20 protein-coding genes are annotated in these 20,010 nt (G+C 72.9%); 15 read left to right on the top strand and 5 right to left on the bottom strand.

Annotated features, from left to right (window positions below; all coding sequences use genetic code 11):
* Positions 1-177 precede the first annotated feature (177 nt).
* The 5 genes from ACIA79_RS01795 (at position 178) to ACIA79_RS01775 (ending at position 4,604) form a co-directional block, all read left to right on the top strand.
* A complete protein-coding gene (locus ACIA79_RS01795; RefSeq protein WP_399426019.1) occupies positions 178-1,299 on the top strand; it encodes a carbohydrate kinase family protein in 1,122 nt (373 codons plus the stop codon).
* 164 nt (positions 1,300-1,463) lie between these two features.
* A complete protein-coding gene (locus tag ACIA79_RS01790) occupies positions 1,464-2,465 on the top strand; it encodes a PhoH family protein (protein WP_031070330.1) in 1,002 nt (333 codons plus the stop codon).
* 14 nt (positions 2,466-2,479) lie between these two features.
* Positions 2,480-2,977, top strand: coding sequence for an rRNA maturation RNase YbeY (ybeY, locus tag ACIA79_RS01785; protein ID WP_031070328.1), 498 nt, complete (start codon positions 2,480-2,482; stop codon positions 2,975-2,977).
* Entirely contained in the window at positions 2,974-4,254 is a 1,281-nt protein-coding gene (locus ACIA79_RS01780; protein ID WP_399426017.1) for a hemolysin family protein, read from the top strand. Before ybeY ends, ACIA79_RS01780 begins: the two co-directional genes overlap by 4 nt.
* Complete coding sequence (locus ACIA79_RS01775) at positions 4,251-4,604, top strand: MmcQ/YjbR family DNA-binding protein (protein ID WP_399426015.1); 354 nt, start codon at positions 4,251-4,253, stop codon at positions 4,602-4,604. The genes ACIA79_RS01780 and ACIA79_RS01775 overlap by 4 nt, the downstream gene beginning before the upstream one ends.
* A 6-nt stretch (positions 4,605-4,610) precedes the next feature.
* On the opposite strand, the gene ACIA79_RS01770 is transcribed toward ACIA79_RS01775, so the two are convergent.
* Positions 4,611-6,038, bottom strand: coding sequence for an MFS transporter (locus ACIA79_RS01770; protein ID WP_399426013.1), 1,428 nt, complete (start codon positions 6,036-6,038; stop codon positions 4,611-4,613).
* An 88-nt stretch (positions 6,039-6,126) separates the two neighbouring features.
* Between ACIA79_RS01770 and ACIA79_RS01765 the strand changes: the two genes are divergently transcribed.
* The 5 genes from ACIA79_RS01765 (at position 6,127) to era (ending at position 10,977) form a co-directional block, all read left to right on the top strand.
* Positions 6,127-7,062 (top strand): helix-turn-helix transcriptional regulator, encoded by a 936-nt coding sequence (locus tag ACIA79_RS01765; RefSeq protein ID WP_399426012.1) that lies wholly within the window; start codon positions 6,127-6,129, stop codon positions 7,060-7,062.
* Positions 7,059-7,412: a cytidine deaminase gene (locus ACIA79_RS01760; protein WP_399426010.1), complete on the top strand. Its 354-nt coding sequence runs from the start codon at positions 7,059-7,061 to the stop codon at positions 7,410-7,412. The genes ACIA79_RS01765 and ACIA79_RS01760 overlap by 4 nt, the downstream gene beginning before the upstream one ends.
* A gap of 191 nt (positions 7,413-7,603) precedes the next feature.
* Entirely contained in the window at positions 7,604-8,932 is a 1,329-nt protein-coding gene (locus tag ACIA79_RS01755) for a beta-xylosidase (RefSeq protein ID WP_399426008.1), read from the top strand.
* Between the two features lie 133 nt (positions 8,933-9,065).
* The gene (locus ACIA79_RS01750) at positions 9,066-10,049 is read left to right on the top strand and encodes a WxL protein peptidoglycan domain-containing protein (RefSeq protein WP_399426007.1); all 984 of its coding nucleotides are present in this window, start codon (positions 9,066-9,068) and stop codon (positions 10,047-10,049) included.
* The gene (era, locus tag ACIA79_RS01745; protein ID WP_399426005.1) at positions 10,027-10,977 is read left to right on the top strand and encodes a GTPase Era; all 951 of its coding nucleotides are present in this window, start codon (positions 10,027-10,029) and stop codon (positions 10,975-10,977) included. The genes ACIA79_RS01750 and era overlap by 23 nt, the downstream gene beginning before the upstream one ends.
* A 71-nt stretch (positions 10,978-11,048) precedes the next feature.
* Here the strand turns inward: era and ACIA79_RS01740 are convergent, their stop codons facing one another.
* On the bottom strand, positions 11,049-11,315 hold the full coding sequence (locus tag ACIA79_RS01740) for a protealysin inhibitor emfourin (RefSeq protein ID WP_399426003.1): 267 nt from the start codon (positions 11,313-11,315) through the stop codon (positions 11,049-11,051).
* Positions 11,316-11,324: 9 nt separating this feature from the next.
* On the bottom strand, positions 11,325-12,392 hold the full coding sequence (locus ACIA79_RS01735; RefSeq protein WP_399426001.1) for a M4 family metallopeptidase: 1,068 nt from the start codon (positions 12,390-12,392) through the stop codon (positions 11,325-11,327).
* A gap of 295 nt (positions 12,393-12,687) precedes the next feature.
* Between ACIA79_RS01735 and leuA the strand changes: the two genes are divergently transcribed.
* The 3 genes from leuA to ACIA79_RS01720 all read left to right on the top strand — a co-directional run bounded on the left by leuA (position 12,688) and on the right by ACIA79_RS01720 (position 16,398).
* Entirely contained in the window at positions 12,688-14,451 is a 1,764-nt protein-coding gene (leuA, locus tag ACIA79_RS01730; RefSeq protein ID WP_399426000.1) for a 2-isopropylmalate synthase, read from the top strand.
* A gap of 191 nt (positions 14,452-14,642) precedes the next feature.
* Positions 14,643-15,338, top strand: a complete 696-nt coding sequence (locus ACIA79_RS01725) for a TerB family tellurite resistance protein (protein WP_399425998.1) — start codon at positions 14,643-14,645, stop codon at positions 15,336-15,338.
* Positions 15,339-15,408: 70 nt separating this feature from the next.
* A complete protein-coding gene (locus tag ACIA79_RS01720) occupies positions 15,409-16,398 on the top strand; it encodes an ornithine cyclodeaminase family protein (RefSeq protein ID WP_399425997.1) in 990 nt (329 codons plus the stop codon).
* A 113-nt stretch (positions 16,399-16,511) separates the two neighbouring features.
* Here ACIA79_RS01720 and ACIA79_RS01715 read toward each other — a convergent pair whose 3' ends face one another.
* Complete coding sequence (locus ACIA79_RS01715) at positions 16,512-17,876, bottom strand: FAD-dependent oxidoreductase (RefSeq protein WP_399425995.1); 1,365 nt, start codon at positions 17,874-17,876, stop codon at positions 16,512-16,514.
* 174 nt (positions 17,877-18,050) lie between these two features.
* On the opposite strand from ACIA79_RS01715, the gene ACIA79_RS01710 reads away from it, so the two are divergent.
* Entirely contained in the window at positions 18,051-18,839 is a 789-nt protein-coding gene (locus tag ACIA79_RS01710) for a hypothetical protein (protein ID WP_399425993.1), read from the top strand.
* Positions 18,840-18,889: 50 nt separating this feature from the next.
* Here the strand turns inward: ACIA79_RS01710 and ACIA79_RS01705 are convergent, their stop codons facing one another.
* A complete protein-coding gene (locus tag ACIA79_RS01705; RefSeq protein ID WP_399425991.1) occupies positions 18,890-19,165 on the bottom strand; it encodes a helix-turn-helix domain-containing protein in 276 nt (91 codons plus the stop codon).
* 75 nt (positions 19,166-19,240) lie between these two features.
* On the opposite strand from ACIA79_RS01705, the gene map reads away from it, so the two are divergent.
* Positions 19,241-20,008: a type I methionyl aminopeptidase gene (gene map, locus ACIA79_RS01700; RefSeq protein WP_399425989.1), complete on the top strand. Its 768-nt coding sequence runs from the start codon at positions 19,241-19,243 to the stop codon at positions 20,006-20,008.
* The last annotated feature ends 2 nt before the right edge of the window (positions 20,009-20,010 follow it).

Below are 20,010 nucleotides of genomic sequence, written 5' to 3'. Positions count from 1 at the left end.
AATTTGTATCAAGGCGCCGCGGTGGGGGAGAAGCCGGGGCGGTGTGATCCGGGTCACAAGTTGTTTCGAGCGGGGAGTGTCGGGTAGGCGGCCGGTTTTCCGGTGGGCCGCCCGCCGTCGCGGGCGGCCGGAATCGGGCACACTGGCCAGATCCGCACCGCGACCGGGGAGCCCGCCGTGACCACACCCAGGGGAGAGCAGCAGCTTCGGCAACACACCGCGGGCGTCGACCCCTTGGCGGGCCTGCGCGGCCCCGGCGACCCGGAGTGCGACGTCTTCCTCACCGGCACGGTCTTCCTCGACATCATCTTCACCGGCCTGGACTCCGCCCCCGTCCGCGGCACCGAGACCTGGGCCCGCGGCATGGGCTCCAGCCCCGGCGGCGTCGCCAACATGGCCACCGCCCTGGCCCGCCTCGGCCTGCGCACCCACCTCGCCGCCGCGTTCGGCGACGACCACTACGGCGACTACTGCCGGGACACCCTGGAGCAGGGCGAGGGCATCGACCTGTCCCGGTCGCGGACCGTGCCCGGCTGGCACTCCCCGGTCACCGTCTCCATGGCGTACGAGGGCGAGCGGACCATGGTCTCCCACGGCCACGAGGCGCCGGAGACCGCCGTCGGGGAGCTCCCGGAGTACCCGCCCCGAGCGCGGGCCGCCGTGGCTTCCCTCGTGCCCGGCCGCCGGGAGCCGTGGGTCGCCGAGGCCGCCCGCCGCTCCACCCGGATCTTCGCCGACGTCGGCTGGGACGACACCGGCCGCTGGGACCTCGCGGGCCTCGCCGGCCTGGAGCACTGCGAGGCGTTCCTGCCCAACGCCGAGGAGGCGATGCGCTACACCGGCACCACCTGCCCGCGCGCCGCGGCCCGGGCGCTCGCCGAGAAGGTGCCGCTCGCCGTCGTCACGCTCGGCGCGGAGGGCGCGTACGCCGTGGACTCCCGCACCGGCGAGACCGCCGAGGTCCCTGCCATCGAGGTGGCGGCGCTCGACCCGACCGGCGCAGGGGACGTCTTCGTGGCCGGTTTCGTCACCGGCACGCTCGCCGGCTGGCCGCTCGCCGACCGGCTCGCCTTCGCCGGGCTGACCGCCGCGCTGTCGGTTCAGGAGTTCGGCGGGTCGCTCTCCGCCCCCGGATGGGTGGAGGTCGCGGCGTGGTGGGAGTACGTCCAGGAGTGCACGGACCAGGACCCGGCGGCGCTGCGCCGCTACGCGTTCCTGGAGGCGCTGCTGCCCGCGCCGATCCGGCCCTGGCCGCTGCGGAGGGCCGTGCCGACCATCGGGTTCCGCCGCCCGGTGTGAGGCCCGGCGCGGTGGCCGCGACCGGCGCGCGCCCGGCTCCGCGGCAGCCGGGCCGGGAAAAGCCCTCGGCGCTGTCAGTGACACGACGTACGCTGGACAGTCCAGAGGTCTCGATCGGCGAGAACCTTGCAACAGGAGGTATGTGCAGGCCAGAGAGCCGGCCCATGACTCACACACCCACAGACCAGGATCAGGTACGGGCCCACTTCACCGTACCCGCCAAGCACCCCATGGTGACCGTGCTCGGCTCGGGTGACGCGTTGCTGCGCGTGATCGAGAAGGCGTTCCCGGCCGCCGACATCCATGTCCGGGGCAACCAGATCAGCGCGGTCGGGGACGCAGCGGAAGTCGCCCTGATCCAGCGCTTGTTCGACGAGATGATGCTGGTGCTCCGCACCGGGCAGCCGATGACGGAGGACGCAGTGGAACGCTCCATCGCCATGCTCAAGGAGGAGACGGGAGGACGGGGCGTCGAGACGCCGTCGGAAGTCCTCACGCAGAACATCCTCTCCAGCCGCGGCCGGACCATCCGCCCCAAGACGCTCAACCAGAAGCGGTACGTCGACGCGATCGACAAGCACACCGTGGTCTTCGGCATCGGCCCGGCCGGTACCGGCAAGACGTACCTCGCCATGGCGAAGGCGGTCCAGGCCCTGCAGTCCAAGCAGGTCACCCGGATCATCCTGACCCGGCCGGCGGTGGAGGCGGGCGAGCGGCTCGGCTTCCTGCCCGGCACGCTCTACGAGAAGATCGACCCGTACCTGCGGCCGCTGTACGACGCCCTGCACGACATGCTCGACCCCGACTCGATCCCGCGGCTGATGGCGGCGGGCACGATCGAGGTCGCGCCGCTGGCGTACATGCGCGGCCGGACGCTCAACGACGCGTTCATCATCCTCGACGAGGCGCAGAACACGAACCCCGAGCAGATGAAGATGTTCCTCACCCGGCTCGGGTTCGACTCCAAGATCGTCATCACGGGTGACATCACCCAGGTCGACCTGCCCGGCGGCACCAAGAGCGGTCTGCGCCAGGTCCGGGAGATCCTGGACGGCGTCGACGACGTCCACTTCTCGATGCTCACGTCGCACGACGTCGTACGGCACAAGCTGGTCGGCCGTATCGTCGACGCGTACGAGAAGTACGACAACCGAAACGGGAAGTAGAGCGCACGAGCACCATGTCGATCGACGTCAACAACGAGTCCGGCACCGAGGTCGACGAGCAGGCGATCCTCGACGTCGCCCGCTACGCCCTCGGGCGGATGCGCATCCACCCGCTCTCCGAGCTCTCGGTGATCCTGGTGGACGCCGAGGCGATGGAACAGCTGCACATCCAGTGGATGGACCTGCCGGGCCCGACGGATGTCATGTCCTTCCCGATGGACGAGCTGCGTCCGCCGGCGAAGGACGACGAGGAGCCCCCGCAGGGCCTCCTCGGTGACATCGTGCTCTGCCCCGAGGTCGCCACCAAGCAGGGCCAGGAGGCCCCGACGCAGCACTCCATGGACGAGGAGCTCCAGCTGCTCACCGTCCACGGCGTGCTGCACCTGCTCGGCTACGACCACGAGGAGCCCGACGAGAAGGCCGAGATGTTCGGGCTCCAGGCGGCGATCGTCGACGGCTGGCGGGCGGAGAAGGGCCTGACCGGCCCGTCCCCGGCGCCGACCGTCTCATGACCGCCCAACTGCTCCTCGGCGCCGTCGCGCTGGTCGTGGTCGCCTGGCTGGCGGCGTGCGCGGAGGCGGGCATCGCCCGGGTGTCCAGCTTCCGCGCCGCCGAGGCGGTACGGGCCGGGCGGCGCGGCGCCGCCCGGCTCGCCCAGGTCGCCTCGGACCCGGTCCGGTACCTCAACGTGGCCCTGCTGGTACGCGTCGCGTGCGAGACGGCGGCCGGTGTCCTCGTCACGTACGTCTGCCTGACCGAGTTCGCCGGGACCTGGTCCGCGCTGCTGGTCGCGACAGGCGTGATGGTGCTCGTGTCGTACGTCGCCGTCGGCGTCTCCCCGCGCACCATCGGCCGCCAGCACCCGATGAACACCGCGACCGCCGCCGCCTACGCCCTGCTGCCGCTGGCCCGCGTGATGGGCCCGGTGCCGCAGCTGCTCATCCTCATCGGCAACGCGCTCACGCCCGGCAAGGGCTTCCGCAAGGGCCCCTTCGCCTCCGAGGCCGAGCTGCGCGCCATGGTCGACCTCGCCGAGCAGGAGTCCCTGATCGAGGACGACGAGCGGCGCATGGTCCACTCCGTCTTCGAGCTCGGCGACACGCTCGTCCGCGAGGTGATGGTCCCGCGCACCGACCTCGTCTCCATCGAGCGGTACAAGACCGTCCGGCAGGCCCTGACGCTGGCGCTGCGCTCCGGCTTCTCCCGCATCCCCGTGACCGGCGACAACGAGGACGACGTCGTCGGCATCGTCTATCTGAAGGACCTGGTCCGCCGCACCCACATCAACCGCGACGCCGAGAACGACCTGGTCTCCACGGTCATGCGGCCCGCGGCCTTCGTCCCCGACACCAAGAACGCCGGCGACCTGCTGCGGGAGATGCAGAAGGAGCGCAACCACTGCGCGGTCGTCATCGACGAGTACGGCGGCACGGCCGGCATCGTCACCATCGAGGACATCCTGGAGGAGATCGTCGGTGAGATCACCGACGAGTACGACCGCGAGCTGCCCCCGGTGCAGGAGCTGGGCGACGGCCGCTACCGGGTCACCGCCCGCCTCGACGTCGGCGACCTCGGTGAGCTCTTCGGCCTCGACGCGTACGACGACGAGGACGTCGAGACCGTCGGCGGCCTCCTCGCCAAGGCCCTGGGCCGGGTGCCCATCGCGGGCGCTTCCGCCCTGGTCGACCTGCCGGACGGCCGGACGCTGCGCCTGACGGCCGAGTCCCCGGCGGGCCGCCGGAACAAGATCGTCACGGTGCTCGCGGAACCGGAGGGCGAGGCGGCGTGACACCGGCGCAGCTGCGGGCCTTCTGCCTCGCCTTCACCGACGCGTCCGAGGACTTCCCCTTCGGCCCGGACACCTCGGTCTTCAAGGTCGCGGGCAAGATGTTCGCCCTCGCGTCCCTGGACGCCCGGCCGCTGCGGGTCAACCTCAAGTGCGACCCCGAGATCGCGGTCCGGCTCCGCGCGGAGCACCCGGCGGTCGTGCCGGGCTACCACATGAACAAGCGCCACTGGAACACGGTCACGGTGACCGAGCTCCCGGACCGGATGGTCCGGGAGCTCATCGAGGACTCCTACGACCTCGTGGTCGCGGGCCTGCCCCGGGCCGTCCGGCTGCGCCTGGACCGGCCGTAGGGGCCCTCACCCCCGCCTGCGCAGCCCCGCCGCCAGCAGGACCGCCGAGGCCAGGACGATCGCCGCGTCCAGGGCGAGGACCGTGCGGATGCCCGCGAAGAGGTCCGCGCGGGTGGTGGCCAGGACCGCCAGGACGGGGATGCCGATCGTGAGGCCCACCTGCTGTGTCGTGGTCACCAGGCCCGTGGCCAGGCCCTGCTCCTCGTCGGGCACGCCGGACGTGACCGTCAGGCCGTACGAGATGATCGCGCCCAGATGGCACACGCTCGCCAGCGAGACGGCGGCCGTCGCCAGCAGCGCGCCGGACTCCCGGCCCAGGCCGAGCAGCAGGGCCACGAAGGCGCCCTGGCCCAGGAGGGAGAGCACGAGGGTGCGCCGGGCGCCGAGGCGGCCGATCAGCCGGGGGGCCAGCGTGCCGGCGAGCGCCGACAGCACGCCCTGCACACCGAAGACGAGACCGGTCAGGAACGGCGACAGCCGGAGCACCTCCTGGAGGTACAGCGTCAGGACGAAGACCACCGCGCTCATCATCGAGAAGGTCACCAGGCCGCCCAGGTTGCCGAAGGCGACCGTCCGCCGCCGCAGCATCGGCAGCGAGACCAGCGGAGCGTCGTGCCGCGACTCGACCACCGCGAACGCCACCAGCAGCACCACCCCGGCGGCCAGCGCCACCCGTACGTCCGTACCGCCGAAGCCGTGCTCGGCGGCCGTCGACAGGGCGTAGATCAGCGCCAGCAGGCCGCCCGTGACGGTCACCGCGCCCGGCACGTCCAGGCGCGGCCGGTCCGGCGTGCGCGACTCCGGCAGCAGACCCGGCGCCAGCGGCAGGACGATCAGCGAGAACACCGCCAGCAGGCCCATCGTGGAACGCCAGCCAAGGGTGTCGGTCATCACACCGCCCAGCACCATGCCGACGGTGAACCCCAGCGACAGCAGGGTTCCGCTGATGCCCAGCGCCCGGTCGCGCAGCGGTCCCTCGGGGAAGGTCGTCGTCAGCAGCGACATGCCGGCCGGGACGATCGCCGCCGCCCCCAGGCCCTGCAGCGCCCGCGCGGCCAGGAAGGACGCCGGGTCCCAGGCGAAGGTCGCCAGCAGCGACGCGGCCCCGAAGAGGGACAGCCCCGCGAGGAACAGCCGCTTGCGGCCGTACAGGTCGGCGATCCGCCCGAACAGCAGCAGGAAGCCGCCCGACGGCAGCGCGAACGCCGTCACCGCCCACTGCAGCGCGGACCGGCTGAGTCCCAGGTCGGCGCCGAGCACGGGCAGCGCCACGTTCAGGACCGAGAAGTCCAGCGCCACCATGAACTGGGCGGCGCACAGGACGAACAGGACGAGTCGTGCCCGGCCGTCCAGCCGTGGCACGGCGGACGCGGTGCCGGTGCCGGCTGCGGTGCCGGGAGGGGTGGGGGTGGGGGTGTCGGTGTCCATAGCCATGGCCTCAGCCTCCGCTCGCCGAACCGGTGGTGGGGAGCGGGGACTTATCCTGTTGGCCGCACCACCAGGCAGGGGGAGAGGGCACGGCATGAAGGACCACCGGCTGGCCGAACTGAGCCAGTTCCTCAAGAGCCGCCGCGCCCGCGTCACGCCGGCGGACGTGGGCCTGCCCGACGGGGGCGTCCGGCGCCGTACGCCCGGGCTCCGGCGCGAGGAGGTGGCCGTGCTCGCGGGCGTCGGCGTCTCCTGGTACCAGTGGCTGGAGCAGGGCCGCGACATCACGGTCTCGCCGCAGGTCCTGGACTCCGTCGCCCGGGTGCTGCGGCTCAGCGAGGCCGAGCGCCGCCACCTGTACGTCCTGGCGGGGCTCAACCCGCCCCAGCCGCGGCCCGATCCGTCGGCCCGCGACATGTGCGACGGGCTGCGGCGGCTGATCGACGCCTGGATGCCCTACCCGGCGCACATCATGGACGTCCACTGGAACGCGGTGATGTACAACGACTCCGCGTCCCTCGTCCTCGGCATGCGACCCGAGATCTCCCAGAACTGCCTGATCGCCTTCTTCACCGACCCGGTCTACCGGGCCCGCGCCACCAGTTGGGAGCAAGTGGCGCCGCAGATCGTGGCCCAGTACCGCGCCGCGTGCTCGGAACACCCCGGCGACGAGGGCTTCCGCGCGGTCGTGGAGGAGGCCCGGGCGGCCAGCGCCGAGTTCGCCGAGCTGTGGGAGCGCCGCGACATCGCACCCGGCGGCCAGAACCGCAAGGAGCTGGCGCACCCGCTGGCCGGCACCCTGCACCTGGAGGCGACGCAGCTGCGCGTGCCGGCCCGGCCGGACCTGGTGATCGTGCTGCACACCCCGCTGCCGGAGGGCGACACGGCGGCGAAGCTGGAGCGGCTGGCGAGCCCGGAGGGCCGGCGGGAAGCGCTGTACCCGGTCGCGGGCGACCGCACCGCCCCCGGTGCCGACGCGCACGGGCCCGGCGGCAGCGGCGCCGGACGCCGACTTATGCTCGGGTCATGACACAGAGCACCGACCTCGGCCCCGAGGACCGCAAGATCATCACGCTGGCGCGCAGCGCCCGCGCCCGCAACGGTGTGCCCGAGGGCGCGGCGGTGCGCGACGAGACCGGCCGCACCTACGTCGCCGGGACGGTCGCCCTGGAGTCGCTCCGGCTCAGCGCGTTGCAGACCGCGGTGGCGATGGCCGTGGCCAGCGGTGCGAAGTCGCTGGAGGCCGCGGCCGTCGTGACCGAGGCCGAGGCCGCTTCGGACGCGGACCGCGCCGCCGTGCGCGACCTCGGCGGACCGGACACGCCGGTCCTGGTGGCCGGTCCCGACGGGGAGCTGCGCGCCACCGTGACGGCCGGCTGACACGCCGGAGGACCGGCCTCCCGGTCGGGGTGCGGGGTCGCGGCGGTGCGCGCCGACCGTCCCCGTACGACCCGCGGAAAGCCGGATCTTGACAGTATCTGATGGGCCATCAGGTACCGCGCCGCCGCGGCATTGACATCTCTTCCGCGTCCGCCGTCAATGGCGCCCTCTCGTCCCCACAGGAGGGCCCCATGGCACCATCCCCGCGAAGAGGGCGCCGCGGCCTCGCGCTCCTCGGCGCCACCGCTCTCGCACTCACCACCGGCGGCCTCGCCACCCCGGCCGCGGCGCGGGTCACCGCCGCGCAGGCCGTCGACTTCCCCACCCACTGCGTACCGCCGCCGATCGCCGGCATCCCGCCCATCGACGGCCCGACCACCGCCGAGATCACCGTCGACAACGCGGCACCGAGGGTCGGTGACACGGTCACCGTCACGTACACGGTCACCAAGCCCGCCGCGGGCAACCCCGTCGACCTCGCGCTCCCGGCCGACATCATGACCCCCACGGGCAAGGTCGTCCTCGGCGGCGCCCAGTCCGGCGCGGTCACCGTCACCGGACCGAAGAAGAATCCGCCCGTCCCGGGCAAGGGCACCTTCCCGCCCTTCTCCATGACCGGTGCGTTCACGGTCACCGCACCCGGCTCGATCACGCTCTCGCCCGGCGACTACAACATCCACACCAGCTACATCATGGAGCTGGACACCCCCTGCACGGTCACCGATCCGCCCGCACCCGTCTCGCGGACCATCGTCGCGAGCCCCCGGCCCGGAGCCAACGAACGGACCCTCGCGCTCGCCACCGCCTCCGGCAGGCCCGGCGCCCCGGTCGCGGTCACGGGCACCCGGTTCACCCCGCTCGCCGCCGTCACCGTCGCCGGGCGCGCGGGCGCCGCCGAGACCGCCGACCGGACGACCGTGACGGCCGACAGCAGCGGCGGCTTCACCGCCTCCCTCACCGTCACCGACAGGGCGACCAGCGGGATCGTCGCGTACGAGGGCGACGCCTGGAGCGCCGACAAGGCCGCGGGCCCGGCGGCGTACACCGTCGTCGACGACACCCCGCTGCCAGCGGGCAGCCAGCGGATCGGCACCGCGGTCGCGGCCGGCACCCTGTCCATGGCGCAGGCCGGGGAGAGCGTCCGGCTGTCGTCCGTCGACTTCGGCAAGGGCGGCGCGGCCACCGGCGACCTGCGGACGGTCACCGTGAAGGACTTCCGCGGCGGACCGGCCGGCTGGTCCCTGACCGGCAAGGTCACCGACTTCACCGGCCCCGGCGGCACGATCGGCGCGGGGAAGCTCAGCTGGACGCCCGCCTGCGCCACCAAGCCCGGCAGCCCCAGCACCTGCGCCCCCGGCTCCGCGGGACCGGTCGGCACCGCCGGCGCGACGCTCGCCGCCACGCCCGACGGGGCGCTGACCGGCGGCGAGTTCACCGTGGACGCGAAGCTGACGCTGGACGTCCCGCCGTTCACCGCCCCGGGCGCGTACGCGGGCGTCCTCACCCTCACCCTGACGTGAGCCGCGGCGAGACGAACCGCGCGGAGGCCGGGTCCGGCGGCGCGAGCCCCGCCCCGCACCGCGAGTGAGTCCCGGACCGCGACCGAGTCCCGGACCGCAACGGAAGACCGCGACAGAAGGGGAGTCCGCACCCGTGCCGCGCAAGCTGTACGCCATCCTCCCGTTCCTCCTGGCAGCGCTCCTCGCGCTGCCGGCCGCTCCCGCCCGCGCCGCCGAGAACGGCGAGTGGGCCGTCTACCCCGAGGCCTCCGAGCCCGGTGGCCGGCCGTACTTCCACCTGTCCGCCGGCCCCGGCGCCACGCTGACCGACCGGGTCACCGTGGCCAACAAGACCGCCGCCCCGCTGACCTTCCGGCTGTACGCGGCCGACGCGTACAACACCGAGCGGGACGGCGGCTTCGCCGTACGGTCCCCCGACGAGCCCCGGCGCGGGGTCGGCGCCTGGGCGGTGCCCGACCGGGAGCGGGTCACGGTCCCCGCGCACGGCGAGGTCACCGTCCCCTACACCCTGACCGTCCCGCCCGACGCCGAGCCCGGGGACCACGCCGGGGCCCTGGTCGCGCTGGACGAGCGGGTGGAGCGGGCCACCGCCGGCGGGGGCGCCGCGGTGGGCGTCCGGCGGGCCGTCGGCGCCCGGATCCACCTGCGGGTCACCGGCCCGACCGTGCCCGCGCTGGCTGTGGAGGACGTCACCTGGTCGGCGGACGCGCCCCTGGTCCCCGGCACCGGCGAGAGCACCGCTGTCATCGCGTACACCCTGCACAACACCGGCAACGTCACCCTCTCCCCGCAGGCCGCCCTCAGGGCCGAGGGCCTGTTCGGGCGCACGCTCCTCACCCGCGAGCTGCGCGGTGTCCCCTCCGAGCTGCTGCCGCGGCAGCGCATCCGCCTCACCGCCCGCTGGGCCGGCGCACCCCGGCTGGAGTGGGGCGAGGTCACCGTGACCGCCACCGCCCGGGATGTCCGCGCGTCAGGCGGGGCCTCCTTCCTCGCGCTGCCGTGGCTCGTCGTGCTGGTCGCCGCCGCCGTCCTCATGGCGGCCGCCGGGGCGCTGCTCCGGCTGCGGTACGTCCGACGCCCGGCGATCGGGGAGAATGGCCCCCATGAGCGCTCGTAACCCTGAAACCGAAACCGCCCACCGGGCCGGCTTCGCCTGCTTCGTCGGCCGTCCCAACGCGGGCAAGTCCACCCTCACGAACGCTCTGGTCGGGCAGAAGGTGGCCATCACCTCCAACCGTCCGCAGACCACCCGGCACACCGTGCGCGGCATCGTGCACCGGCCGGAGGCGCAGCTCGTCCTGGTCGACACCCCCGGCCTGCACAAGCCCCGCACCCTCCTGGGCGAGCGGCTCAACGACGTCGTGCGCACGACCTGGGCCGAGGTCGACGTGATCGGCTTCTGCCTGCCCGCCGACCAGAAGATCGGCCCCGGCGACCGGTTCATCGCCAAGGAGCTCGCCGGGATCAAGAAGACCCCGAAGGTCGCCATCGTCACCAAGACCGACCTGGTCGACTCCAAGGCCCTCGCCGAGCAGCTCATCGCGATCGACCGGCTCGGCCGGGAGCTCGGCTTCGAGTGGGCGGAGATCGTCCCCGTGTCGGCCGTGGGCGACCAGCAGGTCCAGCTCCTCGCCGACCTGCTCGTCCCGCTGCTGCCCGAGTCCCCGCCGCTCTACCCCGAGGGTGACCTCACCGACGAGCCGGAGCAGGTCATGGTGGCCGAGCTGATCCGTGAGGCGGCGCTGGAGGGCGTCCGGGACGAGCTGCCGCACTCGATCGCGGTGGTGGTGGAGGAGATGCTGCCCCGCGAGGACCGCCCGGCCGACAAGCCGCTGCTGGACATCCACGCCAACCTCTACATCGAGCGGCCGAGCCAGAAGGGCATCATCATCGGCCCCAAGGGCAGCCGCCTGAAGGAGGTCGGCACCAAGTCCCGCAAGCACATCGAGGCCCTGCTGGGCACGCCGGTCTTCCTCGACCTCCACGTGAAGGTCGCCAAGGACTGGCAGCGCGACCCCAAGCAGCTGCGCAAGCTCGGTTTCTGAAGCCCGTCCTCCGGACCGGACCGCGCGAACCCGGCGCGATCCGGACCACGGGCCCCGGCGGCCGCCCGGCGCTACGCACCCTCCCGCAGCACCCGGCTCACCAGCTCCCGCTGCGCCTCCGACAGGCACGGGTCCGCGCAGTGCACCGTGCGGCCGTCGACCGTGATCGTGTAGCGGAAGCCGTCCGGCACGCCGCCGGCGGGCGCGACCCCGCCCGCGGCGAGCGCCGCCTCCGCCAGGACGTGCCACTCCGCGGCGTCGCGGCGGCCCGAGGTGTTCACCTCGGCCCGCCGCTCGATGCCCGCGAAGCCGCCCGTGCGCGTCACCCGAATCCGCATGGGCCCTGTCTACTCCGTCGGCACGCCCACCGTCGACCACGCCTTGACCACGGCGTCGTGCTCCGCGCCGCCCGCGCCGTACCGTTCGCCCGCCGCCGCGACCGACAGGCGGGCGAAGTCCTTGAAGTCCGCGTCCACCGCGAGTCCGCCGCCGGTCAGCACGTCGTACCAGATCCGCCCCGCCCGTTCCCAGGCGTTGCCGCCCAGCCGGGTGGCGACGAGGTAGAACGCGTGGTTCGGGATGCCCGAGTTGATGTGCACGCCGCCGTTGTCGGAGCCCGTGTGCACGTAGTCGTCCATCGTCGCCGGCTGCGGGTCCTTGCCGAGGACGTCGTCGTCGTACGCCGTGCCCGGGGCCTTCATCGAGCGCAGCGCCACGCCCTGTACCTCCTCCGCCAGCAGCCCGGCCCCGATCAGCCAGTCGGCCTGCTCCGCCGTCTGCTGCAGCGTGTACTGCTTGACCAGGGAGCCGAACACGTCGGACATCGACTCGTTGAGCGCGCCGGACTGGCCGAAGTACGCCAGGTTCGCGGTGTACTGCGTGACGCCGTGCGCCAGCTCGTGGCCGATGACGTCCACCGCGACGGTGAAGTCCACGAAGATGCGGCCGTCGCCGTCGCCGAAGACCATCCGGTCGCCGTTCCAGAAGGCGTTGTTGTAGTCCCGGTCGTAGTGGACGGTCGCGTCGAGCGGCAGCCCGGAGCCGTCGATCGAGTTGCGCCCGTAGGCGTCGCGGAACAGCTCGAAGGTCGCGCCGAGGCCGGCGTACGCGCGGTTGACGGTCGCGTCCTGCGTCGGCTCCTCGCCCTCGCCGCGGACCTTCCGGCCCGGCAGCCTGGTCCTGTGCCCGGCGTCGTAGATCGTGCGCCGTGGTTTGTCGAGGGGCGCGTCCGCCGCCAGCGGCACGGGAGTGGCGCCGACCACCGTGGTCAGGCGGCGTGCGGTGCGGTTGGCGGCGTCGGCGACGAGGGTGCGGCGCGCGGCCGCGGCGATCGCGGGGTCGGCGGCGCGGCTGAGCCGGTCCAGCAGGTGGGGCGGCACGATCGTGCAGTGCACGGGAGCAGGCATGGCAGTCATGTTCCGCAATGTGGCAGCGCGTCACCGAGCTGTCACTACCTGCGACCACGATTGATGAAAAGGAGTGATAGGTCAGGTTTCGGGGTTGGCGGACGGAATCCCGCATACTGAAACGGACCCCGCGCCCACCGTGTCCCTCGGCTAGGCTGCTGCACATCATGCGTTTCGGGCTGCTTCTCCTTAGCTGCCGCGGCGAGGGCCTGTAGTCGTAGGCCGACCCCCTCCCCGCGGAGTCTGGTGCTGCTTCGACCCAGTCGGCCTTCCCCGTAGCAGGACACCCCAGGAGCCCTACGCAATGACCCAGTCACAGTGGATCGGCCGCCCCACGCCCGTCACCAACGCGACGCACCTCCAGAAGCCGTCCGGGATGCCCGTCCACAAGTACGGCCCGTACGAGGCCGTCGACATCCCCGACCGCACCTGGCCCGACCGGCGCATCACCAAGGCGCCCCGCTGGCTCTCCACCGACCTGCGCGACGGCAACCAGGCGCTGATCGACCCGATGAGCCCGGCCCGCAAGCGCGAGATGTTCGACCTGCTGGTGCGCATGGGCTACAAGGAGATCGAGGTCGGCTTCCCCTCCTCCGGCGAGACCGACTTCGCGTTCGTACGCTCCATCATCGAAGAGGGCGCGATCCCCGAGGACGTGACGATCTCCGTCCTGACCCAGGCCCGCGAGGACCTGATCGAGCGGACCGTGGAATCCCTGCGCGGCGCCCACCGGGCCACGGTGCACCTGTACAACGCCACCGCGCCCGTCTTCCGCCGGGTCGTCTTCCGCGGCTCCAAGGACGACATCAAGCAGATCGCGGTCGACGGCACCCGTCTGGTGATGGAGTACGCCGACAAGATCCTGGGCGACGAGACCACCTTCGGTTACCAGTACAGCCCCGAGATCTTCACGGACACCGAGCTGGACTTCGCCCTGGAGGTCTGCGAGGGCGTCATGGACGTCTGGCAGCCCGAGGAGGGCCGCGAGATCATCCTGAACCTGCCCGCGACGGTGGAGCGCTCGACGCCCTCCACGCACGCGGACCGCTTCGAGTGGATGTCGCGCAACCTGTCGCGCCGCGAGCACATCTGCCTGTCGGTCCACCCGCACAACGACCGCGGCACGGCGGTGGCGGCGGCCGAGCTGGCGATCATGGCCGGGGCCGACCGCATCGAGGGCTGCCTGTTCGGCCAGGGCGAGCGCACCGGCAACGTCGACCTGGTCACCCTGGGCATGAACCTGTTCTCGCAGGGCGTGGACCCGCAGATCGACTTCTCACAGATCGACGAGATCCGCCGCACCTCCGAGTACTGCAACCAGATGGAGGTCCACCCGCGCCACCCCTACGCGGGCGACCTGGTCTACACCGCCTTCTCCGGCTCCCACCAGGACGCCATCAAGAAGGGGTTCGACGCGATGGAGGCCACCGCGGCCGCCGCCGGCAGGACGGTCGACGAGATCACCTGGGAGGTCCCGTACCTGCCGATCGACCCCAAGGACGTCGGCCGGTCGTACGAGGCGGTCATCCGCGTCAACTCGCAGTCCGGCAAGGGCGGCATCGCGTACGTCCTGAAGAACGACCACAAGCTGGACCTGCCGCGCCGGATGCAGATCGAGTTCTCCCGGATCATCCAGGCGAAGACCGACGCCGAGGGCGGCGAGGTCACGCCGAAGGACATCTGGGCGGTCTTCCGGGACGAGTACCTGCCGAACCCGGAGAACCCGTGGGGCCGCATCCAGCTGCGCTCCGGCCAGACCACGACCGACAAGGACGGCACGGACACGCTGACCGTCGAGGCGGTCGTCGACGGCGCGGACGTCGTCCTGACCGGCTCCGGCAACGGCCCGATCTCGGCGTTCTTCGACGCCCTGGCCGGCATCGGCGTCGACGCCCGCCTGCTGGACTACCAGGAGCACACGATGAGCGAGGGCGCGTCCGCCCAGGCCGCCTCCTACATCGAATGCGCCATTGATGGAAAGGTGCTGTGGGGCATCGGCATCGACGCCAACACCACCCGAGCCTCGCTGAAGGCGGTCATCTCGGCCGTGAACCGCTCCGCGCGCTGATCCGTCCGGTACCCCGGCCCCGAACCCCGTCCGCCGCGAGCGGTCGGGGTTCGGCCATGTCCCGTGGCGTTCTCTGGACGGGGTACTGACGCGGCATCACTGATGTGGCTAACATCACGCCCACGCGGCAAGGTGGCCGTGGCGGTGCCTCCCGTGTCCGAAGGGCTGCGGGGGATTCATGGAGGTGCGACGTGCTGCCAGCACGAGGATCACGCGGCCGGAAACTGCGCATCTGCTCCATCTCGACCACGTGGAACACGATCGGCGACGGCGAGTTCTTCTGCCCCGGCTGCGGCGGGGACCGCAACTACCGGCGCCGTACCGGCCGCCGCCGCTTCACTCTTTTCGGTGTTCCGCTGCTGCCGCGCGGCGACGCCGGGCCCGTCATCGAGTGCGCGGCCTGCCACACCCACTTCGGCACGGACGTCCTCGACCACCCCACCACCGCCCGCTTCTCGGCGATGCTGCGGGACGCGGTCCACACCGTCGCCCTCGCCGTCCTCGCGGCCGGCGGCGTCTCGTCCCGTACGGTCCTGCAGACCGCGGTCTCGGCGGTCCGCGCGGCCGGGTACGAGGACTGCACGGCCGACAGCCTCACCTCCCTCATCGAGGCGCTCGAGGCCGACACGGGCCGCTTCGTCACCGACGCCGACGGGCCCTGCGGCGCGGCGCTCGCCATCGAGCTGCACGAGGCCCTCGAACCGCTCTCGCCGCACCTGGCGCCAGCGGGCCGCGAGTCGATCCTGCTGCAGGGCGCGCGGATCGCCCTCGCGGACGGCGCGTACAGCCAGGAGGAGCAGGACGTGCTGACGACCGTCGGCAACGCCCTGCAGCTGTGCCCCGACGACACCGCACGGCTGATGGAGTCGGCGCGGACGCCGTTCTAGACCCGCCCGGCGCCGAGCGTCCCGGCGTGTCGCCTGCCCGCCCGGTGCCGCGCTGACGGACGCTGGGCGGATGCTGGTACTGGGACGGTCGCAGGTCGAGCAGGTGCTCGACATGGACGCGCTGATCGACGGGCTCGGCCCGGCGATGGTGGATCTGAGCGAGGGGCGGGCGTCGGTGCCCGACCGGGTGGCCGCCGTCGTGCCGGAGCGGGACGGGTTCCTGGCCGCGATGCCGGGGTACGTGCCGTCGGCCGGCGTGCTGATGAGCAAGCTCGTCTCGCTGTTCCCGCACAACGCCGGGACACCGCTGCCGACGCACCAGGCGCTGATCGCCGTGTTCGACCCGGAGACGGGGCGGCCCGTCGCGCTGCTGGACGGCACCGTCATCACCGCGGCCCGCACAGCCGCCGCCTCGGCGCTGTCGGCGCGGCTGCTGGCCCGCGAGGACGCCGCGGTGCTGGCGGTGCTGGGCACCGGGGTGCAGGCGCGGACGCACGCCCGGGCGATGTGCCGGGTGCGGCCGATCCGGCAGGTGCGGGTGGCCGGGCGGGACGCGGTGCGGGCGGGGGTGGTGGCCGAGGAGATGTCCGCGGAGCTCGGCGTGGAGGTGGTGGCGGCACCGCACTACGCGTCGGCGCTCGACGGCGCGGACGTGGTGGCCGCGGCCACGCACAGCGTCGACCCGGTCGTACGGCGGGAATGGCTGACGCCCGGCGTGCACATCGCGTCCGTCGGGTTCAACCAGGGCGGCCGGGAGGTCGACGACGCCACCGTCGCCGAGGCGCTGGTGTGCGTGGAGTCGCGGCGGGCGGTCCTCGCGCCCTTCCCGGCCGGGAGCAACGACCTGCTGTTCCCGATCCGGGACGGCGTCATCACCCGGGAGCACATCCACGCCGAGCTGGGCGAGCTCCTCAACGGCAGCAGGTCCGGGCGTGATTCGGCCGACCAGATCACCCTGTACAAGTCGGTCGGCGTGGCGGTCCAGGACGCCGCGGCGGCCGGGCTCGTCGTCGCGGCAGCGCGGGAACGGGGAGTCGGGGACGAGATCCGGTTCGCCTGATCCCCGCTCACCGTCGCCGGGACCGGCGCACCCCGGCCCGTCCCGGTGCCGGGGCGCGCGAGGCGGCGGGGCGCCCCGCGCACCTGCGTGCGCCGGCGCCCGGCCTCCTCGGGTCAGTGCTCCGCGCTCGCGCGCAGCATCCCCTCGCGCTCGACGATCTTCACGCGCTCGCGGCCCTCGGCCTCGCCCAGGGCGCGCTCGGCGGCGTCGAGCCGGTACCAGCCCTCCCAGGTCGTGTACTCCACGCCCTTGCCGCGCAGGAAGTCGACGACCGCGTCCTCGTCCGGCGCGTCCGGCGTGAGCAGCCGGCCCTCGCGGTGGTCCTCCAGCAGGTGGGCGACCGTCTCGTTGGCGTCGCCCTTGGTGTGCCCGATCAGGCCGATGGGGCCGCGGCGGATCCAGCCGGTGACGTACGTGGACGGCATGGGCTCGTCGCCCTCCATCACGCGGCCGCCCTCGTCCGGGACCGTGCCGGAGGCGGCGTCCCAGGGCAGCTTGGGCAGCTCGTCGGAGAGGTAGCCCACCGCGCGGTAGACCGCCTGGACGTCCCAGGTGGTGAACTCGCCGGTGCCCTTCACATTGCCGGTGCCGTCCAGCTCGGTGCGCTCGGTGCGCAGGCCGGTGACCCTGCCGTCCTCGCCGACGATCTCGCTCGGCGACTCGAAGAAGTGCAGGAACAGCTTGTGCGGCCGGTCGCCGACGTCGCGGATCGCCCAGTTCTCCAGGGTCTTGGCGACCATGTCGACCTGCTTGTTGGAGCGCCGCTGCTCGATGGAGCCCTCGTCGTAGTCGATGTCCTCGGGGTTGACGATGACCTCGATGGTGGGGGAGTGGTCCAGCTCGCGCAGCTCCATCGGGCTGAACTTCGCCTGGGCCGGGCCGCGGCGCCCGAAGACGTGGATCTCCCGCGCCTTGTTCGCCCGGAGTCCTGCGTGGACGTTCGGCGGGATCTCGGTCGGCAGCAGCTCGTCGGCGGTCTTGGCGAGGATGCGGGCGACGTCCAGCGCGACGTTGCCGACGCCGAGCACCGCGACCTTCTCGGCCTCCAGCGGCCAGGTGCGCGGCACGTCCGGGTGCCCGTCGTACCAGGAGACGAAGTCGGCGGCGCCGTACGAGCCGTCGAGGTCGACGCCCGGGATCCGCAGCTCGCGGTCCGCCGTCGCGCCCGTGGAGAAGATCACCGCGTCGTAGAAGGCGCGCAGGTCGTCCAGGGTGATGTCGGACGGGTAGTCGACGTTGCCGAAGAGACGTATCTGCGGCTTGTCGAGCACCTGGTGCAGGGCGGTGATGATGCCCTTGATCCGCGGGTGGTCCGGCGCCACGCCGTACCGGATGAGGCCGAACGGCGCCGGCATCCGCTCGAAGAGGTCGATGGAGACCCCCGGGTCGGAGGCGGCCTCGGACTTCAGCAGCGCGTCGGCGGCGTAGATCCCGGCGGGGCCGGCACCGACGATCGCGACCCGCAGAGGGCGGGGCATGAGGATTCCCTTCGAGCGGTGAATGAGCTCAACTGCGGTGGCACGTGATGCCACTGCACACCGCACTCTAAGTAAGGCCACCCTCACCTCGGTACCCGCCCCCCGCCTATGACCCCATAAGCGCGACTTATGGGGTCTATGGCCTCCCCGCATCGAAGGCGGCACGCTGGAGGTATGGACGGTGCCGCGGTCCGGGGCGCCAGGCTGATGAGCAGCTCCATCGCCGGGATGTCCCCGTGGATCGTCTTCTCGCTCCTGGCCGGCCCCGGCCGCTATCTGGCGGCCGGGGCGCTCGCCCTCGCGGTGGCGGTCCTGCTCGTCCTGGTCCGCGCCCGCCCGGTCTTCCTGGAGCTGGCCGGCCTCGTCTTCTTCGCCGCCCTGACCGTGACCGGCATGGTCGCCGCCCCCGGCGCGCTGCGCTGGCTGGAGACGTACGGGGACGAAGTGGCCGACCTGTCCCTGGTGGTGCTCGCCGGTGCCTCGCTCGCGGCCCGGGCGCCGCTGACGATCCCGTACGCCCGCAGGACGGTGCCCCGGGAGTTCTGGCACACGCCCGACTTCCTGCGTACCGCCTCCGTCATCACCGCGGCCTGGGCCCTCGCCTTCCTGGCTGCGGCCGTCGCCGGCGGCGTGGGCGACCTGGTGCTGCACAACCCGGACAACCTGTGGACCGGCTGGATCATCCAGGTCTCGGCCCTCGTCACGGCCATGCGCTTCACCGAGTGGTACCCGGCGGTCGTCCGGGCCCGGCTCGATCCGTCCCACCCCGGGCCGCGCGTGTCGAGCCTGCTGATGCCGTTCGTCGGGCTGCTCATCCCGATGGGGGTCGTCGTCCTGCTCTTCGACGCCGCCCCCCGCTGGTTCGCGGTCGCCCTGATGGTGGTGGGCGTGGTGCTGGCGCGGGCGCTGCGGAAGGAAGTGGCGATCGAGGAACAGCGCGGGGCGCGGCGGGACCTGAAGTAGGGCTTCCGGTGGTCCGCGCCGATGCCCCCGTGCCCGCGGCAGGGGCGGGCTCAGGCCGTCAGGGCCTGCTGCTCCTCGTCCGGCGACTCCGCGCACGCCGCGGCCAGCTCGTCCAGGGACATCCCCAGGGCCGCGGCCAGCGCCGCCACCGTGAAGAACGCCGGGGTGGGCGCCCGCCCGGTCTCGATCTTCCGCAGCGTCTCCGCGGACACCCCCGCCGCCGCCGCGACCTCCACCATGCTGCGTTCGCCGCGCGCCCGACGCAGCAGCGCGCCGAACCGCTCGCCGCGCTGCCGTTCCCACGGGGTCAAGGGGGTCCTCACCATGACCGTGATACTAATGCCGTGATATCTATACCGGTATAAGAATTGGTCGCAAGAGATCGGGTGGGGAGTCACGGCATGGTGGAGATCAAGACGGACACGGCGCTGGAGGCGATGCGTGAGGCGGGACGCGTGGTGGCCCACGCCCTCACCGCGGTCCGGGAGGCCGCCGGGGTCGGGGTGTCCCTCGCGGAACTCGACGAGGTGGCCCGGGCGGTGCTGGCCGCGGCCGGTGCCCGCTCCCCGTTCCTCGGCTACCGGCCGTCGTTCGCACCCACGCCCTTCCCCGCGGTGATCTGCACCTCGGTCAACGACGCCGTCGTCCACGGCATCCCCACCGGCCACCGGCTGCGCGACGGCGACCTCGTCAGCGTCGACTGCGGCGCGACGCTGGACGGCTGGTCCGGCGACGCCGCCATCAGCTTCACCGTCGGTACGCCCCGCCCCGGGGACCCGGAGCTGATCGACGCGACGCGGCGCGCCCTGGACGCCGGCATCGCCGCCGCCGTCCCCGGCAACCGCATCGGCGACATCTCGCACGCCATCGGCACCGTCGCCGCGGCCGCGGGCTGCGGCATGCCGGCCGACTTCGGCGGCCACGGCATCGGCCGCCGCATGCACGAGGACCCGCACGTCCCCAACCGGGGCCGCCCCGGGCGCGGCTTCCCCCTGCGCCACGGCCTGGTCCTCGCCATCGAGCCGATGCTCATGGCGGGCGGCCGCGACGCGTACCGCGCCGACCCCGACGGCTGGACCCTGCGCACCGCCGACGGCAGCCGGGCGGCCCACATCGAGCACACGGTCGCGATCACGAAGGACGGCCCCCGGATCCTCACCCTGCCCTGACG

The sequence above is a fragment of the Streptomyces sp. NPDC051310 genome (assembly GCF_044455245.1).
GTDB lineage: Bacteria > Actinomycetota > Actinomycetes > Streptomycetales > Streptomycetaceae > Streptomyces.
The sequence above is the reverse complement of the archived record's forward strand: the minus strand, read 5'-3'. Positions and strand labels throughout refer to the sequence as shown.